Below are 25,095 nucleotides of genomic sequence, written 5' to 3'. Positions count from 1 at the left end.
CGCGCGCCCAGTTCAGGGGGTGCCCCGAGGCGGGCACCCCTCTGAACGGTCAAGCTGGATGATTCGGCTCAGACCAGCGAGTCCCGCCACGCTGCGTGCATCGCCGCGAAGTGGCCCGTACCCGCGATCAGGTCGGCCGGTGCACCGTCTTCGACGATGCGCCCGTGTTCCATCACGAGCACCCGGTCGGCGATCGCGACCGTCGACAGACGGTGCGCGATGATCACCGCGGTGCGGTCGGCGAGGAGCTTCGTGAGGCCCTCCTGCACGAGCCGCTCGCTCGGGATGTCGAGCGAGGAGGTCGCCTCGTCGAGGATCAGCACGGCGGGGTTCGCGAGGAACGCCCGCGCGAACGAGATGAGCTGCCGCTGGCCGGCGCTGACCCGCCCGCCGCGCTTGTTCACGTCGGTGTCGTAGCCGTTCGGCAGTCCCTCGATGAACTCGTGCGCACCGACCGCCATCGCCGCGCGCACGATCTCGTCGAACGACGCGTCGGGCTTGCCGAGCGCGATGTTGTCGGCCACCGACCCCGAGAAGAGGTAGGCCTCCTGCGTGACCATGACGATCGCGCGTCGCAGGTCCTTCGGGTGCAGCTCGGTGAGCGAGACGCCGTCGAGGGTGACCGCCCCGTCGCTCGGGTCGTAGAAGCGCGCGATGAGCTTGGCGAGCGTCGACTTGCCGGCTCCCGTCGACCCGACGAGGGCGATGGTCTGCCCCGCCGGGACGTCGAGATCGAAGCGCGGCAGGATGACGCGGTCCTTCGTGTAGGCGAACTCGACGCCGTCGAAGCGCACGCGACCCTCCGCGTTCCACAGATCGACGGGCTTCACCGGATCGGGCACGCTCGGCTCCTCCTCGAGCACGCCCGAGATCTTCTCGAGCGCCGACGAGGCCGACTGGTACCCGTTGTAGAACATCGCCATGTCCTCCATCGGGTCGAAGAAGCGCTTCGTGTAGAGCACGACCGACAGGAGCACGCCGACGCCCATCGCACCGTCGACGACCCGGAAGCCGCCGAGCACGAGGGTGGCCGCCACCGCGGTGTTGCCGATCAGGGCGAGCCCCGGGTTGTAGATCGCGAAGAGGCCGAGCACCTTCGCGTTCACGTCGCGGTAGTCCTCCACGAGCCCGCCGAACTCCGTCTCGTTGCGCCGCTGCTTGCGGAAGGCCTGCACCGCGCGGATGCCGGTCATGGTCTCGACGAACTGCACGATGAGCTTGGCCGACGCCACCCGCGATCGCCGGAACAGCTGCTGCGAGCGCACCTGGAACCACCGGGTGAGGATGCCGAGCGGGATCAGCGCGACGAGCAGCACGAGTGCCGACGGCGCATCGACGATGACGAGCATGATGCCCGTGAACACCATGTACATGAGGCCCCGCACGAGCAGCGTCAACCCCTCGTCCATGAGCTCGCGGATCGCGTCGAGGTCGCTCGTCTGCCGCGAGATGATGCGGCCCGAGGTGTAGGACTCGTGGAACTCGAGCGAGAGCTTCTGCGTGTGCAGGAACACCCGGGTGCGGAGGTCGATCAGCACCGCCTGGCTGATGCGCGCCGACTGACGGATGTACACCGAGATGAGGAACGCGCCCGCGAGCCCGGTCAGCAGGTACGCGATGCCCGCGAACGCGACCGGGAACCAGTTCTGCTGCATGAGCGCGGGGATGCCCTGGTCGATGCCGTACCCGATGAGGGCGGGGCCGGCGACCTGGGCGGCCGACGAGATGATGATGGCGACCGCCGTCCACCAGAGCCGCGCCTTCTGCGGGGCGAGGAGCGACCCGAGCAGGCGCCGCGAACGGGCGCGGATCTGCGCGGATTCGGCCTTCGAGTAGTCCTGGCGTTCTTCGCCCTGCACACCGGTGACGCTCATGATGCGGCCTCCTCTCGGATCGTGGTGTCGACGTCGACGGCATCGACGCCGGTGCTTCTGCGCTCGTCGTCTTCGAGGCTCGTGATGACGAAGCGGTAGTGCTCGCTCTCGCGGAGGAGCTCCGAATGGGTGCCGACGGCCGTGACCCGCCCGTGCTCGAGCAGCGCGACCCGGTCGGCGAGCATGACCGTCGACGGCCGATGCGCCACGATGAGGGCGGTGGTCGAGGCGAGCACCGAACGGAGCTCGGCCTCGACTCGCGCCTCGGTCGCGACGTCGAGCGCCGAGAGCGGGTCGTCGAGCACGAGCACCGCAGGCTTGGCCGCGACGGCGCGCGCGAGGGCGAGGCGCTGCCGCTGGCCGCCCGAGAGGCTCATGCCCTCTTCGCCCACCTTCGTGTCGAGCCCGTCGGGCAGGTCGTAGACGAAGCCCGCCTGCGCGATGCGCAGCGCCTCGTCGAGCACGCGATCGGCCTCGGCGCGCACCGCCGGCTCATCGCCCGCGAGCTCGGGCCGCCCGAGCAGCACGTTGTCCCTGACCGAGGCGCTGAACAGGGTCGCGTCCTCGAACGCCATCGCGATGTGGGTGCGCAGCTCGTCGCGGCTGAAGGCCCGCACGTCGACGCCGTCGAGGGTCACCGACCCCGCGGTGACGTCGTACAGCCGCGTCGTGAGGGCGGTCATCGTCGTCTTGCCGCAGCCCGTGAGGCCGACGAGCGCCATCGTCTCCCCGGGCTCCAGCACGAGGTCGACGCCGTCGAGCAGGTCGCCGAACCGCTCCGGCGAGTCCTGGTAGCGGAAGTGCACGTCGCTGAACGCGAGCTCGCCTCGCGGCCGCTCGAGCGTGCGCGGCTCCGCAGGGTCGACGATCGTGTTCTCGCTGTCGAGGATGTCGAAGTAGCGGTCGGTCGCGGTGCGCGCGTCGAGCGCGAACGCGAGCATGAAGCCGATCGACTCGATCGGCCACGCGAGCACCGTCGCGGTCGCGAAGAACGCGACGAGCTCGCCGACGCTGAGTTGGCCCTGCGAGGCGAGCCAGACGCCCACCACGAGGCAGAGCGACAGGGCGATCGCGGGCACGACCATGATCCACACCCAGATGTTCGCGTCGAGGCGCGCCTTCTCGATCTCGGTGCTGCGCAGCGATTCGGCCTGCGCACGGAAGGTCGAGAGGGCGTGCTTGCCCCGGCCGAAGGCCTTCAGCACGCGGATGCCGTGCACCGACTCCTCGACGGCGGTCGCGAGGTCGCCCGCCTGGTCCTGGCTGAGTCGCGACATCTCGGAGTACCGGCCCTCGAAGCGCCAGCCCGCCCACCACAGCGGCAGCGAGCAGACGAGGAAGATGAGCCCGAGGAACCAGTTCATCGACATCAGGATGCCGACGCCGACCACGATGATGACGACGTTGGCCCCCGTCAGCACGAGGCCGAACGACAGCCACCGACGGATCAGGCCGAGGTCGCTGACCGCTCGCGAGAGCAGCTGGCCGCTCGGCCAGCGGTCGTGGAAGCTCACCGGAAGGTCCTGCAGCTTCGCGTACAGGGCGTTGCGCATGCGCGCCTCGACCTTGGTGCCGGGGCCGACCACCAGCCAGCGCCGGACCGCGAAGAGGATCGCTTCGACGGCCCCGAGCACGAAGACCAGCAGAGCGAGCGGAATGACCGCGTCAGCCTCCTGGTTCGCGAGCGGCCCGTCGACGATCTGCTGCAGCACCTGCGGGATCGTCAGCGCGATGAGCTGGGCGACGAGGGCCGCGGCCATGCTGCCGGCGAATGCCGGCATGGCGGGCCCGGCGTACTCGCGCAGTCGCCAGAGCGCGCGGACGGTGCCCAGTCGAGGAGGCTGCGACGCGGGTTCGGGCGCGTCGGGTGCGGTCGGCGTTTGCAGGGATACGGACACAGCCGGGTTCCAATCGGGATGGGAGCACCGAGCGCCCGCGGAAGGGCCGGTCGGTGAAAGGAAGGAGTGGAGGAAGCCGCGGATCGCGAGAACGCGTGAAACCGCGGAGCAGGCGGAGCCTGCGCGAGAGAGACGGGCGGTCTACCCGGCGAGCCCGAAGAGGTACGCCGGGCGGGCAGAGCCGGAGGCCGCAATCGTGCGGGCGTCGGTTTCTGTCTGCATGGTGTCCTCCTGCGTCATCGTCTCGAACCCTCGAGGCCGGTCGGAACTCACTCCTCGGCCAGCCCTACAGAATATGGGTTCGAACGGGTGGCGCGCAAGACCCACCACGGCGTTAGGCTATGCGGATTCGTCGCTGCGCGGGCGACGACGGCGTCCCCCGAGACGCCGTCCATTCCGGCCCCTATGCCGCCGCGCGTGCGACCCGACCGACGAGGAGCACGCGTGGGAGCGGCACGGACAGCGTTCGCCCGCGCGAACGCCCGCGCGGGTGTGCTCGCCTCGATCGCCGCGGTCGTCCTCCTGCTCTCCGGCCTCTCCACCGCGGTCATCGACTCGCTCGCCGGCTCCTCGGCGAGCGGTCTGCGCAGCAGCCTCGCCGCCGCGCAGGGCACGGCGGGCGCGGCACGCTGGCAGATCCGCATCGCACAAGACCCCGAAGCCCAGGCGGATGCCGCGGCATCCGTGCTCGATCGCATGGTCTCGCCGTTCGACGCCTCCTGGAGCCGCAGCGTCGAGACGGCACCGGTCGACGCCACGAGCGGCGACACGGCGTTCGGCGCGGTGCTGCTCGCCGACCCCGGGGCCGCGGAGCGCTCCGAACTCGTCGACGGCAGCTGGCCGGAGGAGCCGGAGGCGATCGCGGCGGCCGAGGCCGAGGGCGCCGTGCCGGCAACGCTGCACGCGGCCGCCGCCGAGGCGCTCGACCTCGCACCCGGCGACCTCGTCGACCTCGAGGGCGGTTCGGCGCGCCGCCTCCTCGTCGTCGGCACCTGGCTGCCGCTCGAACCGAGCGACCCGGCATGGTTCGGCGAGGGCATCGTCGCCTCGGGCACGACCGCCGACGGTGCGGGCCCGTTCCTCGTGGCCGAGGGCTCCGCGCTCGATCTGCCTGCGGCGATCGTCGTGCGCTGGACCGCCGTCGTCGACGCCTCCGTGACCCCCGACTCAGCGCGGCTGCTCCGATCCGAACTGCCCGATGTCGAACCCGCGCTCCGCGCCGAACCGGCCATCGGCACCGACGGGCTGAGTGCGCTCGGCGGCCTCGAGGCGACCCTGTCGCGGCTCCTCGCGAGCCTCGGCGCCGTGCGCGCCATCGCTCCGCTGCCGATCCTGCTCCTCGCCTTCACCGGCATCGCCGCGCTCACCCGCCTCGCGACGTTGCTCGGCGCCGCCCGACGCGGTGAGACGGTGCTGCTCCGCGCCCGCGGCGCCTCCGCCGCGCGACTCGCCCGCGACACCGCCGTCGAGGTGCTCGTGCTCGGAGTGCCGGCCGCGGTCCTCGGCGCTGCGGGGGCCCAAGCCGTGCTCATGGCGGCCCGCCCCGGAGAGACCCGCGATCCGGGCACCGCGGCCGTCGTGGCATCCGTCGTGGTGGTCGTCGCCCTCCTCGTCGTCGCCGGTCGCGCCTGGCTCGATGCGCGTCGCCCGGTCGTTCGCGGCGCGGGCGACGAGGTCGGCAGGGTCGCGCGCGGCCTCGCCACGGGCGGCGGGGTGCTCCTCGTCGTGCTCGCCGCCGTCGCCCTCTGGCAGTTCCGGTTGTACGGGTCGCCGCTCGTCGCGAGCGCATCGGGCGCCATGGAGGTCGACCCGATCGCCGTGCTCGCACCGATGCTCGTGCTGGTCGCCCTCGCGCTCGCGGCGCTCTGGCTCACGCGACCGATCGACGCGGTGCTCGAACGACTCGCCGCCGCCCGCCCCGGGCTGGTGCCGGCGCTGCCGATGCGGCAGCTCGCGCGGCGCGCGTCGCTGTACGCCGCCGCATCCCTCGTCACGATGCTCGCGGTCGCCGGGCTCACGCTGTCGGCGGCGTTCTCCGGCGCCTGGCAGGGCATCGACCGCACGGCCTCCGCGCTCGCCACCGGTGGCGAGGTGCGCGTGTCGTATGCGGGTCGCGACGTCGTGCAGGGCCCCGACCCGCTGGCACTCGACAACGGATTGGCGGGTGCCGAGGGCATCTCGGCCGAGGGGCCGGTCTTCCGCGGCGAGGTGCGGATCGGGTCCGATCAGGCGACCGTCGTGGCGCTGCCCGCAGGCGGCACCGCCCGCATCGCGCCGGGCACCGGGGCGGCACGCGTCGCCGCAGAGCTCGAGGCGTCAGCCGATGCGGCCGGCGCGGCCATGCCGGCCGGCACCACGGCACTCGACGTCGCCGTCGCACTCGACGCCCCGGCCGGCACCGGCGGCACCGTCGCCGTGACCGCGTGGTTCATCACGGAGGACGGCGCAGCGACGTCGACCGACCCGGTGTCCGTCGAGGTCGCGGCTGACGGCGGCCCGGTGAGCCTCGCAGTGCCCGATGCCGACGGCCTCCGGTTCATCGGCCTCGGCGCCTCGCTCTCGGGCGCCTCGGGTGCCGAGGTGCTCGTCTCGTTCGGTGCGATCTCGCTCGATGGCACCACCGTCGCCGGCGCGGAGTTCGAGATCGAGCCCGAACACCTCCTCACCTCCAAGGCGCCGAACGCGCGGGCGACGCTCACCACCGGCGGCAGCGATCCGCTGCCCGTCGTGCTCAGCGCTGACCTCGCCGAGCGGATGTCGGCCGAGATCGGCGACCGGTTCGCGTTCCGTGTGCTCACCGGGAGCGCCGAGATCGATGCCGTCGTGGCCGGGCTGCTCCCCGTCGTCCCCACCGCGGGCGATGACGGCATGCTGGCCGACCTCGCCGCGTTCGAGCGGTACACCTTCGACTCCGGCGCCGGGGTGCCGGCATTCGGCGAACGCTGGATCGCGACCACGGAGCCCGATCAGCTGGCCGCCGACCTCGATCGCGAGCACGGGTCGACGGTCATCGCCGATGCCAGGTCGGCGTCGTCGTCGGCGCCGTTCATCGCCCCGGCGATCGCCGCGCTCTGGGTCGGCGCTGCGGGGGCCCTGCTCTTCGCCCTCATCTCGGTGGTGGCACTCGTCGCGGCGCTCGGCGGCAGCCGCCTCGGCGAGGTCGTCGTGCTGCGCGCGCTCGGCGTGCCGGCGCGCACGCAATCGCGAGCCCGCTTCGCCGAACTGGCCGTGACCCTCGGCACCGCGGTCGTGATCGGCACGCTCGTCGGGTTCGCGACGGCCGTGCTCACCGCGCGCGAACTCGCGCGGGCGGCCGTCGCCGCGGTTCCGGCCGTCGTTCCCGTCGAGTTCGGCGTCGACGCGGCGCCGTGGCTCATCGGCATCGCCGCGTTCCTCCTGCTCGCCACGGCGATCGCCGCGGGCGCCGCGGCATCCGTTCGGCGCGTCGCGTCGCGCCCCGGGCTCAGGCAGGAGGAAGGATGACCGACACCCGGCACTCGCGGCTCAGTGCCGCCGGCCTGCTTCGACGCCAGTTCTTCGCAGGTCCGGTCGCGTCGATCATGCTCTCGCTGCTCGTGCTCGCCGGCGCACTGCTCGCGACGGGCGTTCCGCGCGCGGTGGCCGCGATGCACACCGCAGCGCTCGAGGACTCGCTCGAGCAGTTCCCCGGGCGCGAGATCGACCTCGTCACGTCCAGTCGGAACCTGCCCGAGCTCGGCGCCGCGAGCGGCGACACGACGCTCGAGCCCGAGATCGAGGCCGTCTGGGGCGCGCAGGAGCAGCGCCTGCTCGACATCCGTGCCGGCATGCCCGAACTGCTGACGCACGTCACGGGCGAACCGCTCACCGCGCTCGTCGCCGGACCGACGAACGCCGGCTCCGAGGGCTCGACCACGTACCAGCTCTTCACGGCGTACGACCCCAGAATCCGCGAGCACATCGAGCTCACCGGCGGCGAGTGGCCGGCGCCCCTGACCGGCCCCGTGCCGGGCGGGGCCCCCCTCGAGATCGTGCTCGCCGATGAGGTCGCCGAGCAGATGGGGTGGGAGACGGGCGTCGACCGCTCGATCCCGATCGGCACGGATCCGCAGGATGTGCGCCTGGTCGGCACCTTCGCGGCGATCGATCCCCACGACGGCTTCTGGACGCACGTGCCGTCGGTGGCGCTCGAGCCGGCGGTGGCGTACACCCCCGAAGGCAACATCGAGGTCACGGGCCTCGGGTTCGCCGACCCGGTGTCGTGGGCCGCGCTCGAGGAGTCCAAGCTGCCGACGGCGATGGATGCCTGGTACCCGGTGATTCCCGAACGCATCCGCGCCGCCGACTCCGCCGAACTCGTCACCCAGCTCGGCGAGTTCACGAGCCAGGTGTTCGTGCTCGGCAGCGGCTCCTGGGAGTACTGGTTCGCGACCGTCGGCGAGGTCGCGTTCACGAGCGGCCTCACCGACGCGCTGGGCGACGCGGCCGTCGCCGCGAGCGCGAGCGACGCCGTGCTCGCCACGATCGCCTCCGGGCCGATCGGCGTGATGGTCGCGGTGCTCGTGCTCGGCGCCCGAGTGGTGTTCGAACGGCGGCGCACCGGCCTCGAACTCGCCGCCGCCCGCGGGGCGTCGCCCGGCCAGCTCCGCGGCATCCTCGCCCTCGAAGGCCTCGCCATCGGACTTCCCGCCGCGATCGTCGGGGGGCTGCTCGGCACGGTGCTCGTCCCTGCCGATGCGGGGGCGGGCGGGTGGACGATCGCGGCGCTGTTCGCGCTCACCCCCATGGTGCTGCTCATCGCCGCCGAGCCCGGCCTCAGCCCGCTCCGCAGGGCGCGTGCCGACCTCGGCAGGCCGAGCACCGGACGTTTCCGATGGATCGCCGAGGCACTCGTCACGGTGCTCGCCGTCACGGCCGTGGTGCTGCTGTACCGCCGCGGCCTCGCCACCTCCACCGCCACGACAGGCGTCGATCCTTTGCTCGCGGCCGTGCCGCTGCTGCTCTCGCTGCTCGCCTGCCTCGTCGTGCTGCGCGTGTACCCGATCCCGCTCGCAGCCCTCGTACGCCGCACCTCGCGCCGGGCCGGCCTCGTGCCGTTCCTCGGATCGGCGCGCGCACTGCGCGACCCCTCCGCCGGAATCGTGCCCGTGCTCGCCGTCGTCGTCGGAGTCTCGGTGACGGTGTTCTCCTCGGTGCTGCTCGGCACCGTGCAGGCCGGGGTCGACCGCGCGGCCGACGCGCAGGTCGGCGCCGACGCCTCGGTCGCCGGAACGCCCTTCACGCTCGAACAGCTCGACGAGTTCGCAGCCGTGCCCGGCGTCGCGGCGATCGCACCCGTGTACTCGGCCAAGCCCACCAAGGTCACCGCCGACGGACGCGCCCGTACCTCGACGCTCATCGTCGTCGACGCCGAGCAGATGCGGCGGGTGCAGCAGGGCCGGGCCGCGCCCACGCAGCTCCCGGAAGGGCTCGGTGAGACCGACACCGAAGACGTGCCGGTGCTGCTCTCGAAGCCGGTCGCGGACTTCGTCGCGGACGCAGACTCCGCCGACCTCGACGGCGAGGACTTCGACGTGCTCGGCGTGGTCGACGGGCGCACGGCGTACTCGCCCCGCTCGAACTGGGTGCTCATGGACGTCGCCAACGCGAAGCCGTTCACGGCGACCCTCGTGCCGCGCACCGTGCTCGTCCGCTTCGAGCCGGGCACCTCCGCCGCAGACGCCGACGAGATCACCGCCGCCCTCGCCGAGATCGCCGGCGAGAACGCCGTGGTCGTCACGCCCGAAGACCTGCTCGCCGAGTTGCGCGAACGCCCCACGACGCAGGGGCTGGTCATCTCGCTCGTGGTCGCGATCGTGCTCGCGAGCCTGCTCACGGCGCTCGCGATCGTGCTGACCCTCGTGGTGGGCCGCCCCGCCCGTGACCGGCTGCTGCCGCTGCTCTCGACGCTCGGCCTCGGCCGACGCGGCGAGCGGGCGCTCGTCGTCTGGGAGATCGGACCGGTCGCCGTCATCGCGCTCGTCGCGGGCGCGCTGCTCGGCATCGCCCTGCCGTTCGTCGTGCTCGCGGGCATCGATCTGCGTGCGTTCACCGACGGCGATGCCCAGCCGGCCGTGACGCTCGACCCGTGGCTCATCATCGCGGTGCTCGCGGGCAGCATGCTCGTGACGATCGCCGCGGCGGTCGCGGCATCCCGCATCGACGGCAGCGTCAACGCTGCTCGCGCGATGCGCAAGGAAGAGGAAGGATGACCCCGTGACCCTCACCGAGACGGCGGCGCCGGCATCGACGCAGCCCCACATCCTCTGCACCGACCTCGTGCGCATCTTCAGCGCCGATGGTGTCGAGGTGCAGGCGCTCCAGGGGCTGAACCTGCGAGTCGACCCGGGTGAGATGGTCGCCGTCGTCGGCGCATCGGGCTCCGGCAAGTCGACCCTCCTGACGATCCTCTCCGGACTCGACACCGCCACTGCCGGTGTCGCCCGGGTGGCCGGCCACGACCTGCTCTCCATGGGCGGTCGCGAACGGGTCGCCTACCAGCGGCACACGGTGGGCTTCGTCTGGCAGCAGACCTCGCGCAATCTCCTGCCGTACCTCACCTCGGCCGAGAACGTCGCGCTCGCGATGAACGTCGCCGGCACCCTCCGCGGCGCGCCGCGGGCCCGCCGCGTCGAGGAGCTCCTCGAGCTGCTCGACGTCGGCGAGATGCGCGACCGGCGCCCCGGCGAGCTCTCGGGCGGCCAGCAGCAGCGCGTCGCGATCGCCGTTGCCCTCGCGAACTCCCCGCAGGTGCTGCTCGCCGACGAACCCACCGGCGAACTCGACGAGTCGACGTCGGCAGCGGTGCTCGAGGCGATGCGCGGCGTCAACGCGGAGCTCGGCGTCACCACGCTGATCGTCACCCACGACCCGACGGTGTCGGGCCACGTGCGTCGCACGGTGCAGATCCGCGACGGCCGCACGTCCACCGAGGTGCTGCGGTCGACCCGCGTCGACGAGCACGGCGAGGAGCAGCACATCGCCGAGGAGTTCGCGGTGCTCGACCGCGTGGGCCGCCTGCAGCTGCCGCACGACTTCATGCAGAGCCTCGAACTGCGCGATCGCGTGCGGCTCGCCCTCGAGGCCGACCACGTGGGCGTGTGGCCCGGCGACGAAGGGCGAGCGGATGCCGCGACGCCGCCGCCGCCCGATCAGCGGCCGCCCGGCGCGCCTGCAGCTGCGCGCGCCGAACCCGCAGCGCCCGCCCCCACGTCACGGCGCGCCCGGCGCGCCGAGGAGCGCGCGGCCGAGGCATCCGCCGCCGACGCATCCGAGGAGGAACGATGAGCACGCTGCGCGCCGAATCGATCAGCCGGGTCTTCGAGTCGAAGGCCGGGGACGTGCACGCGGTGGCGGAGGTGTCGCTCGAGGTGCGGCCCGGCGAGCTGCTCGTCGTGACCGGCCCGTCGGGCGCCGGCAAGACGACCCTGCTCAACCTGCTCGGCGGGCTCGACCAGCCGTCGAGCGGGCGCGTCTTCCTCGGCGACGACGAGCTCTCGGCCCTCGGCGACGACGAACTCGCCGCGGTTCGACGCGACCGTCTCGGCTACATCTTCCAGTCGTTCGGCCTCATCCCGGTGCTCTCGGCGGCGGAGAACGTCGAGGTGCCGCTCCGCCTGCAGCGCATGGATCCCGCCGAACGCGACGCGCGCGTCGCCGAGTCGCTCGACCTCGTCGGTCTCGGCGCGCACGCGGCCCAGCGTCCCTACGAGCTCTCGGGCGGGCAGCAGCAGCGCGTCGGCATCGCCCGGGCGCTCGCGGCGCGCCCGCAGCTGCTCCTCGCCGACGAGCCGACGGGCCAGCTCGACAGCGGCACCGCCGCGACGGTCATGGACCTCATCGGCGAGCTCGTGCACACCCGCGGCGTCGCGGCCGTCGTCACGACCCACGATCCGGCCCTCGTCGGCCGTGCCGACCGCGTGCTCGAACTGCACGACGGCCGCGCGGTCTCGCTCAGCGCACCCGCACCGACAGGCACGTGACGCAGCCCTCGAGCTTCTCGAACTCGCCGATGTCGACCGTCACGACCCGGTAGCCGAGGCTTGCGATCATCGCAGCGGTCTGCGGCGCCGACGACGACATCAGCAACGACTCGCGCGAGAGTTCGACGACGGCGACGCCTTCGGGTTCGAACACCGGCAGGAAGCGCGGGAAGAGGCTCGTGACGTCGAGCAGCGCAGGGTCGCCGATGATGGTGCCGTCGGGCAGCGCGGTGACGGCGCTCTTCAGGTGCAGCGCCTTCGTGACGGGCACCGCCACGACGGTGTACCGGTGCGGCGTGAGCAGGGTGCGCAGTTGCCGGATGCCCTCGGCGTTCGTGCGGTCCGACGCGCCGACGTAGACCGTCGAACCGACCTTCAGCACGTCGCCGCCGTCGAGGGTGCCCGGCAGCTCGATGCGCGTCACGGTGAGGCCGGGCACCTCGCGCACCGCGCGTTCGACCGCTTCGACCTCGGGCCGGCGCGACTCGGCGCCCGGGCTTGCGAGCACGGCGAGGTCGCCGAACATCACGACCATGTCCTCGACGAAGACCGAGTCGGCCAGTTCGGGTGCCGCGTCGACCTCGATCGTCTCCCAGCCCTCGGCCACGAGCGCGGCGCAGTAGTTGTCCCACTGCTGGTCGGCGAGCGCCTGGTCGATGGGCTGCCGGTCGCGGTGCGTGAGCACTGCCTCGTCGAGGTTCGACGCGGGGATGCGCACGAGGGCGATGCGCCGGTCGACCGCTTCGGGGGCGTAGGCGAGGATGCCGCGGAACACCACCGGGGCGAGCAGCATCTCGCCCACGATGATCGAGAGGATGAAGATCAGGTTGAGGCTCACGAGCGAGCCGACCACGAACAGGAAGATCGCGCCCGAGAACGGGTTGCCCACGGAGCTTGCGGTCGCGGTCGTCGCGATCAATGCGGCGAGGCAGCCCGAGGTGAAGCCCGTGATGAGCGTCAGGAACCAGGCGCGCGTCGCCCCCACCGCGTTCGCGACCGAGAGCAGCACCCACGCGACGAAGGCGGCGAGCGCGAAGTGGCCGAACACCTGTCCGAGCACCTGGGGCGACTGACCGCTGCCGATGAAGAACGCCAGCAGTGAGACGAGCATCGCGGCGAGCGCGACGGCCGCCGACGAGGCGAGCACCGCGGCGACCCGTCGCCCCGGTGTGATCGCCGGGGTGAACCTGGCCGGGGCGGTCGGTGGCATGGCGGGGGACGTCATGGCACGAGCCTACTGGCGCGCCGGAGCCCGCCGCTTGCGCGAGAGGCGCGGCACGAGGCCCTCCGCTCGCGCGAGGCGCGGCACGAGGCCGCACCGAGGCGCGCCGAAGCCCTCCGCTCGCACGAGGCGCGGCACGAGGCCGCACCGAGGCGCGTCGAGAGGGCGGCACCCCGGCGAACCGGAGTGCCGCCGCCCTCGACCGACTCAGCGGCCGGCGTCGAGCCGCGTGCGTGCGAGGCGCTCGGCGGCCTCGAGCGTCGTCGTGCCGTCGGCACGGGCGCTGCGCAGCACCGATGCCACGGTGTCGCCGATGCCCTCGATGCGGGCGTCGAGCGCGGCCTGGTCGGCGCCGGGCACGCTCGCGACGTCGAGGTAGATGACGCCACCGGCGTTGACCACGAAGTCGGGCGCCCAGACGATGCCGCGCTCCTGCAGCAGGGCGGCGACGTCGCGCGAGGCGAGCTGGTTGTTCGCGGCGCCGACGACGGCGGCGACGCGGAGGTCGCGCACGACCTCGGGTGTGAGCACGCCGCCGAGTCCGCAGGGCACGAAGACGTCGGCCTCGACGCGGTGGGCCTCGGCCGGGTCGACCCATGCTGCGCCGAGCTCGTCGGCGAGGGCGCGCTTGCCCTCCGCGACGTCCGTGACGGTCAGGCGGGCGCCGGCCGCGGCGAGGCTGCGTGCCAGGCGGCCGCCGACCTGCCCGAGACCGGCGATGACGAAGTGCCGCCCCTCGGGGTCGTTCGAGCCGAAGACCTCGCCGAGCGTCGCGAGGATGGAGGCGTGCACGCCCGCGGCCGTGGCATCCGCCGGCTCGCCGACGCCGCCCTGCTCGGGCGGGAGGCCGCAGACGTGTTCGGTGCGCTCGTGCACGACGGCCATGAGCTCGGCGCTCGTGCCGACGTCTTCGGCGGTCATGTAGGCGCCGCCGAGGGACTCGATGGCGTCGCCGAGGTCGAGCATGGCGTCGTGGGTCGTGGCGGCGTCGATCGTCGTGCCGGCCGGAATCGCGATGACGGACTTGCCGCCGCCGCGCGCGAGGCCCGCAGCGGCGTTCTTCATGGTCATCGCCTGCGAGAGGCGGAGGGCGTCGGCGAGGGCGTCGGTCCACTGGCCGTAGTGCCAGAGACGGGCGCCGCCGAGGGCCTGGCCGAGGCGGGTCGAGTGCACGGCCACGATGATCGTGAGCCCGGAACGGGCGCCGCGGGTGATGAGCACCCGCTCGTGGTCGGGTGCCTCCGTCGGCAGTGCTGCGCTTGCGCCGGTCGCGGGGGTCGCCGGTGCGTGGGTGATCGTCATCGATCGTTCTCCTTGACTCATCCGCTTCGTGGGCGGAACCTGACCCGGCGCCTCATGAGCACGGGTTCGGTTCAAGGGTACCGCCGTCGCGGCCGAACGGATGCCGCGGCATCCGTTCGTCAGCCCGCGGTCCGGATCCCGCGGCATCGACTCTCGACTCCGGCCCGCCACAGGTGCGGAGATCGACGCAGTATCGGCGGCGAATGCGCGCATCCGTCCGAATCAGCGCAGATCTCCGCAGCTCTGGCGGCCCGGCCGGAGCCGGATCAGTGGAAGAAGTGGCGCTCGCCCGTGAAGTACATCGTGACGCCGGCCTCGCGGGCCGCCGCGATCACCTCTTCGTCGCGAACCGAACCGCCGGGCTGCACGACGGCGCGCACTCCGCCGTCGAGGAGGATCTGGAGTCCGTCGGCGAACGGGAAGAACGCGTCGGATGCCGCGACGGAACCGGCCGCCCGCTCCCCCGCACGTTCGACCGCGAGCTTGCACGAGTCGACGCGGTTGACCTGGCCCATGCCGACGCCGACCGAGGCGCCGTCCGAGGCGAGCAGGATCGCGTTCGACTTCACGGCGCGGCACGCGGTCCACGCGAACTCGAGGTCGGCGAGGGTCGCCTCGTCGGCGGGCTCGCCGGCGGCGAGGGTCCACTCCGACGCCAGCGCGAAGTGACGGTCGGCCTGCTGCAGCAGCATGCCGCCCGAGACCTGGCGCAGCTCCACCGCCGTGGGCGTGAAGCCCTCGGGCAGCGTCAGCAGGCGGATGTTCTTCTTCTGCGAGAGCAGCTCGAGCGCCTCGCCCTCGAACGCGGGCGCTATGAGCACCTCGGTGAAGATGCCCGACACCGTCTGGGCCATCTCGAGGGTGACGGTGCGGTTCGCGGCGATGACGCCGCCGAAGGCCGAGATCGGGTCGCACTCGTGCGCCCGTCGGTGGGCGTCGGCGATGGGGTCGGATGCCCCGGCCGATGCCACGGCGATGCCGCACGGGTTCGCGTGCTTGATGATCGCGACGGCCGGCTCGTCGAAGTCGAACGCCGCGCGCACGGCGGAGTCGGCGTCGACGTAGTTGTTGTACGACATCTCCTTGCCGTGCAACTGCACGGCCTGGGCGATGCCGGGGCGCCCGCCCTGCGAGGCGTAGAGCGCGCCCTTCTGGTGCGAGTTCTCGCCGTAGCGGAGGTCGGCGTCCTTCGTCCAGGTGCCGCCCACCCACGCGGGGAAGGGCGACTCCTCGGCCGGCTGGTCGGGGGCGACGACGCTGCCCAGCCACGAGGCGACGGCCACGTCGTACGACGCGGTGTGGCGGAACGCCTCGCGCGCGAGCTCGGTGCGCTGGGCGAGGGTCGTGCCGCCCGCGGCGACCGCGGCGGCGATCTCGTCGTAGCGGCCGGGCGAGACGACCACGGCGACGTTCGCGTGGTTCTTCGCGGAGGCGCGGACCATGGCTGGGCCGCCGATGTCGATCTGCTCGATGACGGCGTCGGGCGCCGCGCCTGCTGCGACCGTCTCGGCGAACGGGTAGAGGTTCACGACGACGAGCTCGTAGGGCTCGATGCCGAGACCGGCCAGCTCGGCCTCGTGGCTCTCGAGGCGCAGGTCGGCGAGCAGGCCCGAGTGCACGGCGGGGTGGAGCGTGCGCACCCGGCCGTCGAGGTGCTCGGGGTAGCCGGTGACCTCGGCCACCTGCGTGACCGGCAGTCCGGCGTCGGCGATCGCCTTGCCCGTGCCGCCGGTCGAGACGATCTCGACGCCGGCGCCGACGAGCGCAGTGGCGAGCTCGACCAGGCCGCGCTTGTCGCTCACGGCGATGAGGGCACGGCGCACCGGCACGAGGTCGCGTTCGCGGTAGAGGCTGGGGTCGATGGCGGGGCCGCTCATGATCGTGCGAGTTCCTTCAGGTCGAGGTGCTGGTTGGCGATGTCGAGCACGGCCTGGATGAGCAGGCGCCGTTCGACGGGCTTGATTCGGTCGTGGAGGCTCGACTCGGTGTCGCCCGGCAGCACCGGGATGCGCTCCTGCGCGATGATGGGGCCGCCGTCGACGGAGTTGTCGACGACGATGAGGCTCGCACCGGTCTGCGTGACGCCGGCGGCGAGCGCGTCGCGCACTCCGTGCGCCCCCGGGAACTCCGGCAGGTACGCCGGGTGCGTGTTGATGAGGTGCGGCGAGAAGGCGTCGACGACGGCGGGCGGCACGAGCCGCATGAGCCCCGAGAGCACGACCACGTCGGGCTCCCAGCGCGCCACCTCGGCGATGAGGGCATCGCCCCAGGCATCGCGGTCGGGGTAGGCCGTGAACGGCACGGAGAACGTCGGCACCCCGTACTCCTCGCCGAGCGCGAGCCCTTCCGCGTCGCGGTCGGCGCCGATTGCGACGACCCGCGCCGGGAACTCCGCGTCGGCGGAGGCGTCGAGCAGGGCACGAAGGTTCGATCCGGTGCCCGAGATGAGGACGACGAGCTTCAGCACGCTTCGAGCCTACCGGCTGCGCAGATGCGCACAGCGCGGGCCATCGACTGCTCAGGAGCCCTCGCACTCAGATTCCGCCGTCGATCGAGCGGACGATCGGCAGCTCGTCATCGGGCACCAGCACCTCCGTCTCGCGGTTGAGCGACTCGCCGCGGAAGAACGGCTTCGAGTCCGCGAAGAACGACCACACCACCATCAGCACCGCGCCGAGCGCGAGCGACCCGACGCCGACGACGAAGACGCCGCCGACGCCCAGCAGCACGGTGTACCCGTAGTCGGGGTCGAGCATGTCGATCGCGGAGTAGACGAAGGCGCCGGTGAGCAGCACCGCCCCGACGAGCGGGAAGACCAGTCGATTCCAGAAGTTGCGCCACGACGCGAACAGCGTGGAGCGGAAGTACCAGACGCACGCGAACCCCGTGATCGCATAGTAGAACGCGATCGCGAGGCCGAGTGAGAGCACCGTGTCCTGCAGGATGTTGTCGCTGATGAGCGTCATGCCGACGTAGAACACGATGGCCACGAAGCCCATGAGCAAGGTCGAGAACGACGGCGTCTTGTACCGGGGATGCACCGTGGCGAATCGCCTGGGCAGCGCCTTGTACACCGCCATCGCGAGGGTGCCCCGAGCCGTGGGGAGGATCGTCGTCTGCGTCGACGAGATCGCGGAGATCATCACGGCGACCACGAGCAGCCACGCCCACGGACCGAACAGTGCGTCCTTCAGGGCGAAGAAGACATCATCGGCGCTGCTCTCGTTGCCGAGCCCCGTGCCCGACTCGCCGAGGCCGGCGTACGACATGGCCGCGACCGTGACACCGACGTAGGTGACGAGCAGGATGAGGGTCGTGAGCACGGCGGCACGGCCGGGGATGCGCTTCGGGTCGCGCGTCTCCTCGTTGAGGGCGAGGCAGGTGTCCCAGCCCCAGTAGATGAACAGCGCGAGCAGCACCGACTCGACGAAGGCGTCGAACGAGCCGAACGCGAACGGGTTGAACCAGCTGAGTTCGGGCGTCGTCGAACCCTCCGGCGCGGTGCCGTCGAGGATGCTCCACACCGCGAACACCACGAAGAGCACGAGCGCGAGGTACTGCACGCCGAGCAGCACGTTCTGCATCCGCTCGCCGATCTCGAGCCCCCGCCAGCTGATCCAGCTCATGAGCGCGATGAACACCACGCCGGTGAGCGTGACGACGAAGACGTTCTCGGCGAGGTCGGGCGCCACGAGCAGCCAGAAGTAGATTCCGCCGATCTGGGCGAGGTTCGCCAGCACGACGGTGCCGGCGACCGCGACGCCCCAGCCGCCCATCCATCCCACCCACGGCCCGAACGCCTTGGTGGCCCACGTGAACGTGGTGCCGCAGTCGGGCACCTCGTTGTTGAGCTCGCGGTACGCGAACGCGATGAGCAGCATCGGCACGAACGCGATGACGAACGCGATCGGCGCCTGCTCGCCGACCGTGAGCACCACGAACCCGAGCGTCGCCGCGAGCGAGTAGACCGGCGCAGTGGAGGCGAGCCCGATGACGGTCGAGCCCCACAGGCCCAGTGTTCCCGCTGCGAGCCCCTTGCCCTCGCTTCGAGGGCGGACGACCTCGTTCGGTGCCGTCATCGATCCCCCTCGATCATGCGGACACGCGAAGAATAGCACCGGCGTGCAGAGGCCGGCATCCCTCGTTCGTCAGCGCATCTCGGTCTCGAGCTCGGCGCGACCGGGGAAGGCGGCGTCGCCCTCGTCGCGGCGCTCTCGCGTCCGTAGCGAGTAGGCGCCGACGATCGCGCCGATCCCGACCGCGAGCGCGGCCACTCCGGCAACGGCCCACGGGTCGGGCCCGACCTCGGCGAGCCTGCCCGGCCCGACGGCACCGCCCGACCACCAGGCGAGCAGCCCGAGCACGAGTCCGGCCACCGCGCCGGACCCGACGCCGACGAGGGCGGGGAACCACCAGGCGGTGCGCACGTCGTCGCGACCGCCTCGCAGGTTCCACTCCGACGACGACCGCTCCGGTGCCGAGGGCGGCCCCACGAGCCACGCGCCGAGGAATCCGAGCAGCACCGGCACGACGAGCCACAGTGCGCCGAACGGCTGCGCATCGCTCGGCATGGCTCCGAGCAGCGGGATGCCGGGCACCGGCCCGAGCAGGGTGCCCGACGGGGCCACCGAGGAGCCGGCGCCGACCGCGAATCCGGGGCCGAGCAGCCACGCCGCGCCCCAGATGACGAGGTTCGGGACCAGCGAGAGTTCGGCGACGGTCAGGGCGATGCCGCCGTCGATCCCAGCGCCGAGCGACTGGTAGAGACCCGCGATCGTCGCGTAGTCGATGGTGATGAGCCCCGCGAGCAGCACTCCGGCGACCGCGAGGAGTCCGAACGCGGCACCGGCGCCGATGCGCACGACGATGCGCACCGTGTCGACCAGCACCGGGGACAGCTCGGCGACGTGCCGGCGCACGAAGCCCCCCGCGGCATCCGTCAACGGATCGTCGCGCAGCGATTCGACGACCGCGCCGATCACGACGCCCACCGCCATCACGAACGCCGGCAGCAGCGCCGCCTGCCAGAGCGATGACCTCGCGCCGTCGACACCGGCCGTCGAGGCGAGCACGAACCCGATGACCGCATAGACCACGACCGCGGAGATGCCGCCGGTGAACGAATGCCCCTCGGCGGCCGAGCGCCGGCCGATGCGACGCGCGAAGGCCACCGAGATGAGGGCGAAGCCGAGCAGCGCGATCGTGATCGGGAACGGGTCTCCGGCACCCGGCAGTCCGGACTGCTCCGCCGTCACGGGGTCGAGCTGCAGCATGAGGTCGACGCCGTGGCCGAGCAGCCACACGTCGGACGCGGCACGGAGGAACATCGTCGCGTCGACCGCGAGGCCGAAGTGCACCGCCCACAGCAGCATGAGCGGCACGAGCGCGATGCCGAGGCCGATGAGGGCGGCGACGGATGCCTCGAGGCCGGCGAGCAGGGCGATCGTCGTGCGTCTCATTCCACCGGGAGCCTACCCCGCCCGACGCCGCTCAGTCGGCAGGACGTGCGGAGTCGGGAGCACGGGGCACTTCGACATCGATCTCGTCGACGACCGCCTCGCCGTCGGGACCGACGACGACGAGCACCGACTCGTCGACCTCCACCGCCGACTCGGCGGCGGCGGCCTCGGCCTCGACCTCGGCTTCCGGTCGCCGGAGGAGCTCGACGATGAGGAGCGCCAGCAGCGCGAGCAGCACCGTCCCGATCACGAAGCCCGCTGACACCGGGCGCGAGAACAGCACGACGACCGAGGCGATGACCGCGATCGCGATGTAGGCGATGACCCGCCAGCGATCGAGCCAGATGCCGAAGCGGCCGGTCGTGACGCCATGCCGGGCCGCAGCGGCGCGCAGGGCCGAGAACCCCGACTCGGCGAATCCGCGCAGCGCGCGGGCGGGTCGCCACGGTCCGGAGAACCACGCCACGACGGCGACGAGCACGCCGAGCACGAGCAGCGCCACGACCGTCGACATCATGATCTCGATGAGTCCGGAGTAGATCGCCTCTGCGGCGTTCGCCGGCATGATCGATGCCACGGCGCTGACGAAGTACCAGCGGCCGATGCCGACGCCGCTCGCGAGGATCGCCATGGAGAGCGCGAATCCGCCGGCCGTCCAGACGAGCGCCCGCACGCGGTTGCGGGCCACGACGACGCCGACGACGAGGAACGCGAGCATGATCCACGGCAGCCACGTGCCCACGCCGACGGCGACCGCGTAGAGGGTGCGGATGAGCGCGAACGCGTCGTCCTGCGCGATGACCACGCTCCGATCCACCGCCGGGATCGCTTCGGCGAACCCGACGCCCTGGTCGATGAGCCGCTGCTTCACGGACTCCACGATGGGCCCGAGCTGCACCGAGATCGTGCCGTCGCTGCCGACGGCGAGCGCGGCATCGGGGTCGCCCTGCATGGCCGCCACGAATTGCGTGTGCGTGATGCGCAGGGTGTTCGCCCAGATGTCGGCGAAGGCCTCGGACGTGACCAGTCGGTCGACGACGTCGGAGACGAGCGACTGGATGCCCTGGGTCGCGGGCCCTTCGAGGAGTCCCAACGCCGTGTCGGCCTTCGGCGGCAGACCGAGCGAGCGGATGCCGTCGAACACGTCGGAGGTCAGCGCCGGGATGTCGACCTGCTCCTCGATCGCGGCCGTCACCTCGTCGCCGATGTATGCCTGCACCGCAGGGTCTTCGGCGATCGGGGCGAAGGTCGCCACGAAACGGTTCGTGTCGGCCAGTTCGAGGCGGGCCCACGCGGTGATCACGGCGACGGGCGCGAGCAGGAGGCCGACGACGATGAGCACGCCGGCTGTGAGGCTCCGGCCCCAGTGGCGCTTGGCCTTCGGCGCAGCGGATGCCGCGGCATCCGCAACGCCCTGCTCGAGGCCCGCGCGAAGCGCTGCGTTCTCGGATTCGAGCGCGGCGATGCGCGCCTCGAGTTCATTGCCACCAGTGTCGGCCATCAGGCACCCCTGCCACGACCCTAGCGCTCGCTCGTCCGCGCCCGCATCCTCTCATCCGTGTGAAGGCGCCGTGTCGCCCGACTCAGTGGATGACGGCCTTCAGCACGATCAGCGCGATGCCGAACCCGGCGGTGATGAGCGACCCGAGCACCTGCACCAGCCACGGCGCACCCCGCCGGTGGAACGCGATGAAGCCGAGCACCGCGAGCACGACCACACCCGCCCAGAGGGCCGCCCAGATGGCGACGGGGTCGGGAATCGCCCGGGTCGCGCCGAGCAGCAGGATGAAGAGCGGGATCGCCGAGGAGAGCAGGAGCCCGCGCGAGCGCCCCAGGGCGATCCCGAACGACTCCCGCAGGCCGACGACCCGGTCGTTGTCGAGGCCGTGGTGGGCGACGGTGCCCGCGTACACGTGCGCGGCCCAGAAGACCAGGACGGTGATCGCGACGCTCCAGAACACGCGCCAGGAGCTCTCGCCGTGTCCGCCGGAGGCGACGATCATGCCGGAGACGAGCAGTACACCGTAGACGGATTCCTCGGTGACGAAGGTGGCCCGCACGATCCGGTGGGCCTGGCTCATCCCCTTCGCGGGTGACTGCTGCTCGCTCATGCTTCCACTCTGTCACGGAGCCCTGCCTCGCGGAACGACCGGCGTGCAGGCGGTCGCCGCCCCGCGCCATGATCGGAAGGCGACTGAACGAATGACGAAGGGCCCCGCCGGCATCGCCGACGGGGCCCTCTCGTTCGCGGTTACAGCGCCGCGTAGACCTCGCGAAGCAGCTGCGCGGTCTCGGACGGCGTCTTGCCGACCTTGACGCCGGCGGCCTCGAGGGCCTCCTTCTTCGCCTGCGCGGTGCCCGCCGAGCCGGAGACGATGGCGCCGGCGTGGCCCATGGTCTTGCCCTCGGGAGCCGTGAATCCGGCGACGTAGCCGACGACCGGCTTCGTGACGTTGGCCTTGATGAAGTCGGCCGCACGCTCTTCGGCGTCGCCGCCGATCTCGCCGATCATCACGATCGCCTTGGTCTCGGGGTCGGCCTCGAACGCGGCGAGCGCGTCGATGTGCGTCGTGCCGATGATGGGGTCGCCGCCGATGCCGATCGCGGTCGAGAAGCCGAGGTCGCGCAGCTCGTACATCATCTGGTAGGTCAGCGTGCCCGACTTCGACACGAGGCCGATCGGGCCCTTGCCGGTGATGTTCGCCGGCGTGATGCCGACGAGGGCCTCACCGGGGCTGATGATGCCGGGGCAGTTCGGGCCGATGATGCGCGTCGCGTTGCCCTTCTCCTGGGCGTAGGCCCAGAACTCCGCGGAGTCCTGCACGGGCACGCCCTCGGTGATGATCACGAGGAGCGGGATCGAGGCGTCGATGGCCTCGACCACGGCGTCCTTCGTGAAGGCCGGCGGAACGAAGGCGATGGAGACATCCGCGCCCGTCTGCGCCATCGCCTCGGCGACCGAGGCGAACACCGGCAGCTCGACCGGGTTGCCTGCTGCGTCGTCGTGCAGCACCGTGGTGCCGGCCTTGCGGGCGTTCACGCCGCCGACCACCTGGGTGCCCGCCGCCAGCATGCGCGCCGTGTGCTTGGAGCCCTCGCCACCGGTGATGCCCTGGACGATGACCTTGGAGTCCTTGTTGAGGAAGATCGTCATGTCTGAATCCCTTTACTTACGCGGCGTTCGCCAGCTCGGCGGCCTTGTCGGCGCCCTGGTCCATGTTCTCGGCGAGGGTCACGAGCGGGTGCGCGGCCTCCGCGAGGATGCGGCGGCCCTCGTCGACGTTGTTGCCGTCGAGGCGCACGACGAGGGGCTTGTTCGCGGCCGAGCCGAGCTCGGCGAGCGCGCCCACGATGCCCTTGGCGACCTGGTCGCACGCCGTGATGCCGCCGAAGACGTTCACGAACACGCTCTTGACCTGCGGGTCGCCGAGGATGATGCCGAGGCCGTTGGCCATGACCTCTGCGGAGGCTCCGCCGCCGATGTCGAGGAAGTTGGCGGGCTTGACGCCGCCGTGGTTCTCGCCTGCGTAGGCGACCACGTCGAGCGTCGACATGACGAGGCCCGCGCCGTTGCCGATGATGCCGACCTGGCCGTCGAGCTTGACGTAGTTGAGGTCGAGCTCCTTCGCGGCGGCCTCGAGCGGGTCTGCGGCTGCCTTGTCTTCGAGGAGGGCGTGGTTCGCGTGGCGGAACTCGGCGTTCTCGTCGAGCGTGACCTTGCCGTCGAGGGCGATGACGTTGCCGTCTTCGTCGAGGATCAGCGGGTTGACCTCGACGAGCGTCGCGTCTTCGCCCTTGTAGACCTCGTAGAGCTTCACGAAGACGTCGGCGACCTTGTCGACGAGCTCGGCCGGGAAGTTCGCGGCGACCGCGATCTCACGGGCCTTCGCGGCGTCGATGCCGGCGATCGGGTCGACCTCGATGCGCGCGAGCGCTTCGGGCTTCTCGACCGCGAGCTGCTCGATCTCCATGCCGCCCTCGACGCTCGTGAGCGAGAGGTAGGAGCGGTTGGCCCGGTCGAGCAGCACCGAGAAGTAGAACTCCTGTGCGATGCGTGCGCCGCCGGCGACCATGACGCGCTTGACGACGTGGCCCTTGATGTCCAGTCCGAGGATCGCCTGCGCGGCCTCGTACGCCTCGTCGGGGTTCTTCGCGACCTTGACGCCGCCGGCCTTGCCGCGGCCGCCCGTCTTCACCTGGGCCTTGACGACCACGACGCCGCCGAGCTTCTCGGCGGCTGCGCGCACCTCATCGGCGGTGTCGGCGACGATGCCCGGGAGCACGGGGACCCCGTACTGCTCGAACAGGTCTCTGGCCTGGTACTCGTAAAGATCCACGCTCTACTTCCAATCGATCCGCACGCGCGAGAGCGCACAGGGGCTGGTGGGTGTCGGCCCGACCCGCCGAAGAATCTCGACGTCAAGATAAGTAGGGCCAAGTTCCATGCTACTCCTCCCGTTCCGCGCGACCGAACCGGGCCCGACGGCGACGGATGCCCCTGGGCGCCGAGCGCACACGGGGAGGACCCACTGCGGTGAGGACAGGCTCACCAAGCTGGTTCCGTCTCGGCCCGAGTGCGAGACTGGCGCCATGACGGACCTGGGCGAACCGATCCACCGCGCCGATCCCCACGAGGTGTCGGTGCACGCGAAGCTCAACTGGCTGCGGGCGGGGGTGCTCGGCGCGAACGACGGCATCGTCTCGGTCGCCGCGCTCGTGGTGGGCGTCGCCGCCGCAGCCAACGACGTCGGCCCGATCCTCATCGCGGGCGTCGCCGCGGTGGTCGCAGGCGCGATCTCGATGGGGCTCGGCGAGTACGTGTCGGTGTCGAGCCAGCGCGACACCGAGCGCGCGCTCATCGCGAAGGAGCGCTGGGAGCTCGAGACCATGCCCCAGCAGGAGCTCGCCGAGCTGGCGGGGCTCTACCGAGCGAAGGGTCTCACCCATGAGACGGCCGAGGCCGTGGCACGCGAGCTCACCGCGCACGACGCGCTCGCCGCGCACCTCGAGACCGAGTTGCACATCAACCAGGACGACGTCGCGAGCCCGTGGCATGCGGCCGGGGCATCCGCCCTCGCATTCCTGGCGGGAGCGGTGCTGCCGATGCTCGCGATCCTGCTGCCGCCGCCCGAGTGGCGCATCGCCACCACGTTCGTCGCGGTCATCGTGGCGCTCGCCATCACCGGCTGGTTGAGCGCTTGGATCGGCGGGAGCCCGAAGCCCCGCGCGATCCTGCGCGTCACGATCGGCGGTGGACTCGCCCTCGTCGTGACGTGGGCGATCGGCGGCCTGCTCGGGGTGGCCGTGTAGCGACGGCGACGCGGCTTCGCTCGCGCAGCA

The 25,095-nt window shown here is 71.9% G+C and carries 17 protein-coding genes; 5 read left to right on the top strand and 12 right to left on the bottom strand.

Annotation, left to right across the window (positions count from 1 at the left end; translation table 11 throughout):
- Nucleotides 1–68: 68 nt before the first annotated feature.
- Both BUR99_RS10075 and BUR99_RS10070 read right to left on the bottom strand, forming a co-directional pair.
- A complete protein-coding gene (locus BUR99_RS10075; protein WP_074260175.1) occupies nucleotides 69–1,874 on the bottom strand; it encodes an ABC transporter ATP-binding protein in 1,806 nt (601 codons plus the stop codon).
- Nucleotides 1,871–3,760, bottom strand: a complete 1,890-nt coding sequence (locus tag BUR99_RS10070) for an ABC transporter ATP-binding protein (protein WP_074260341.1) — start codon at nucleotides 3,758–3,760, stop codon at nucleotides 1,871–1,873. Before BUR99_RS10070 ends, BUR99_RS10075 begins: the two co-directional genes overlap by 4 nt.
- Nucleotides 3,761–4,216: 456 nt before the next feature.
- On the opposite strand from BUR99_RS10070, the gene BUR99_RS10065 reads away from it, so the two are divergent.
- Genes BUR99_RS10065 through BUR99_RS10050 form a run of 4 tightly spaced genes read left to right on the top strand, consistent with a single transcriptional unit; the run spans nucleotide 4,217 to nucleotide 11,772 of the window.
- Entirely contained in the window at nucleotides 4,217–7,255 is a 3,039-nt protein-coding gene (locus tag BUR99_RS10065) for a hypothetical protein (protein ID WP_074260174.1), read from the top strand.
- Entirely contained in the window at nucleotides 7,252–10,002 is a 2,751-nt protein-coding gene (locus BUR99_RS10060; RefSeq protein WP_074260173.1) for an FtsX-like permease family protein, read from the top strand. The genes BUR99_RS10065 and BUR99_RS10060 overlap by 4 nt, the downstream gene beginning before the upstream one ends.
- Before the next feature lie 4 nt (nucleotides 10,003–10,006).
- Complete coding sequence (locus BUR99_RS10055) at nucleotides 10,007–11,077, top strand: ABC transporter ATP-binding protein (RefSeq protein WP_084183878.1); 1,071 nt, start codon at nucleotides 10,007–10,009, stop codon at nucleotides 11,075–11,077.
- Entirely contained in the window at nucleotides 11,074–11,772 is a 699-nt protein-coding gene (locus tag BUR99_RS10050; protein ID WP_074260172.1) for an ABC transporter ATP-binding protein, read from the top strand. The genes BUR99_RS10055 and BUR99_RS10050 overlap by 4 nt, the downstream gene beginning before the upstream one ends.
- Here the strand turns inward: BUR99_RS10050 and ddaH are convergent.
- From ddaH to sucC, 10 genes are all read right to left on the bottom strand, one after another.
- On the bottom strand, nucleotides 11,744–12,997 hold the full coding sequence (gene ddaH / locus BUR99_RS10045) for a dimethylargininase (RefSeq protein WP_327077888.1): 1,254 nt from the start codon (nucleotides 12,995–12,997) through the stop codon (nucleotides 11,744–11,746). The two genes, BUR99_RS10050 and ddaH, sit on opposite strands and share 29 nt — an antisense overlap.
- 204 nt (nucleotides 12,998–13,201) lie before the next feature.
- Nucleotides 13,202–14,296 carry a Glu/Leu/Phe/Val dehydrogenase family protein gene (locus tag BUR99_RS10040; protein ID WP_074260170.1) on the bottom strand — a complete coding sequence of 365 codons (1,095 nt, stop codon included), beginning with the start codon at nucleotides 14,294–14,296 and terminating at the stop codon, nucleotides 13,202–13,204.
- A 266-nt stretch (nucleotides 14,297–14,562) separates the two neighbouring features.
- Entirely contained in the window at nucleotides 14,563–16,173 is a 1,611-nt protein-coding gene (gene purH / locus BUR99_RS10035) for a bifunctional phosphoribosylaminoimidazolecarboxamide formyltransferase/IMP cyclohydrolase (protein ID WP_074260169.1), read from the bottom strand.
- A complete protein-coding gene (gene purN / locus BUR99_RS10030) occupies nucleotides 16,170–16,763 on the bottom strand; it encodes a phosphoribosylglycinamide formyltransferase (RefSeq protein ID WP_074260168.1) in 594 nt (197 codons plus the stop codon). Before purN ends, purH begins: the two co-directional genes overlap by 4 nt.
- A 67-nt stretch (nucleotides 16,764–16,830) precedes the next feature.
- A complete protein-coding gene (locus BUR99_RS10025; protein ID WP_074260167.1) occupies nucleotides 16,831–18,375 on the bottom strand; it encodes an APC family permease in 1,545 nt (514 codons plus the stop codon).
- Nucleotides 18,376–18,444: 69 nt separating this feature from the next.
- Nucleotides 18,445–19,755, bottom strand: coding sequence for a cell division protein PerM (locus BUR99_RS10020; protein ID WP_074260166.1), 1,311 nt, complete (start codon nucleotides 19,753–19,755; stop codon nucleotides 18,445–18,447).
- A gap of 31 nt (nucleotides 19,756–19,786) precedes the next feature.
- Nucleotides 19,787–21,256, bottom strand: a complete 1,470-nt coding sequence (locus tag BUR99_RS10015) for a hypothetical protein (protein WP_084183877.1) — start codon at nucleotides 21,254–21,256, stop codon at nucleotides 19,787–19,789.
- An 82-nt stretch (nucleotides 21,257–21,338) separates the two neighbouring features.
- Nucleotides 21,339–21,866 (bottom strand): hypothetical protein, encoded by a 528-nt coding sequence (locus tag BUR99_RS10010; RefSeq protein WP_074260165.1) that lies wholly within the window; start codon nucleotides 21,864–21,866, stop codon nucleotides 21,339–21,341.
- A 140-nt stretch (nucleotides 21,867–22,006) separates the two neighbouring features.
- Nucleotides 22,007–22,909, bottom strand: coding sequence for a succinate--CoA ligase subunit alpha (gene sucD / locus BUR99_RS10005; RefSeq protein WP_074260164.1), 903 nt, complete (start codon nucleotides 22,907–22,909; stop codon nucleotides 22,007–22,009).
- Nucleotides 22,910–22,925: 16 nt separating this feature from the next.
- Nucleotides 22,926–24,092 carry an ADP-forming succinate--CoA ligase subunit beta gene (gene sucC / locus BUR99_RS10000; protein WP_074260163.1) on the bottom strand — a complete coding sequence of 389 codons (1,167 nt, stop codon included), beginning with the start codon at nucleotides 24,090–24,092 and terminating at the stop codon, nucleotides 22,926–22,928.
- Nucleotides 24,093–24,345: 253 nt separating this feature from the next.
- Here sucC and BUR99_RS09995 point away from each other — a divergent pair, with 253 nt between their 5' ends.
- Entirely contained in the window at nucleotides 24,346–25,065 is a 720-nt protein-coding gene (locus BUR99_RS09995; RefSeq protein ID WP_074260162.1) for a VIT1/CCC1 transporter family protein, read from the top strand.
- The last annotated feature ends 30 nt before the right edge of the window (nucleotides 25,066–25,095 follow it).

The sequence above is a fragment of the Agromyces cerinus subsp. cerinus genome, from assembly GCF_900142065.1.
In the GTDB taxonomy this organism is placed as follows: domain Bacteria; phylum Actinomycetota; class Actinomycetes; order Actinomycetales; family Microbacteriaceae; genus Agromyces; species Agromyces cerinus.
This window is presented reverse-complemented; position numbering and strand designations above follow the sequence as displayed.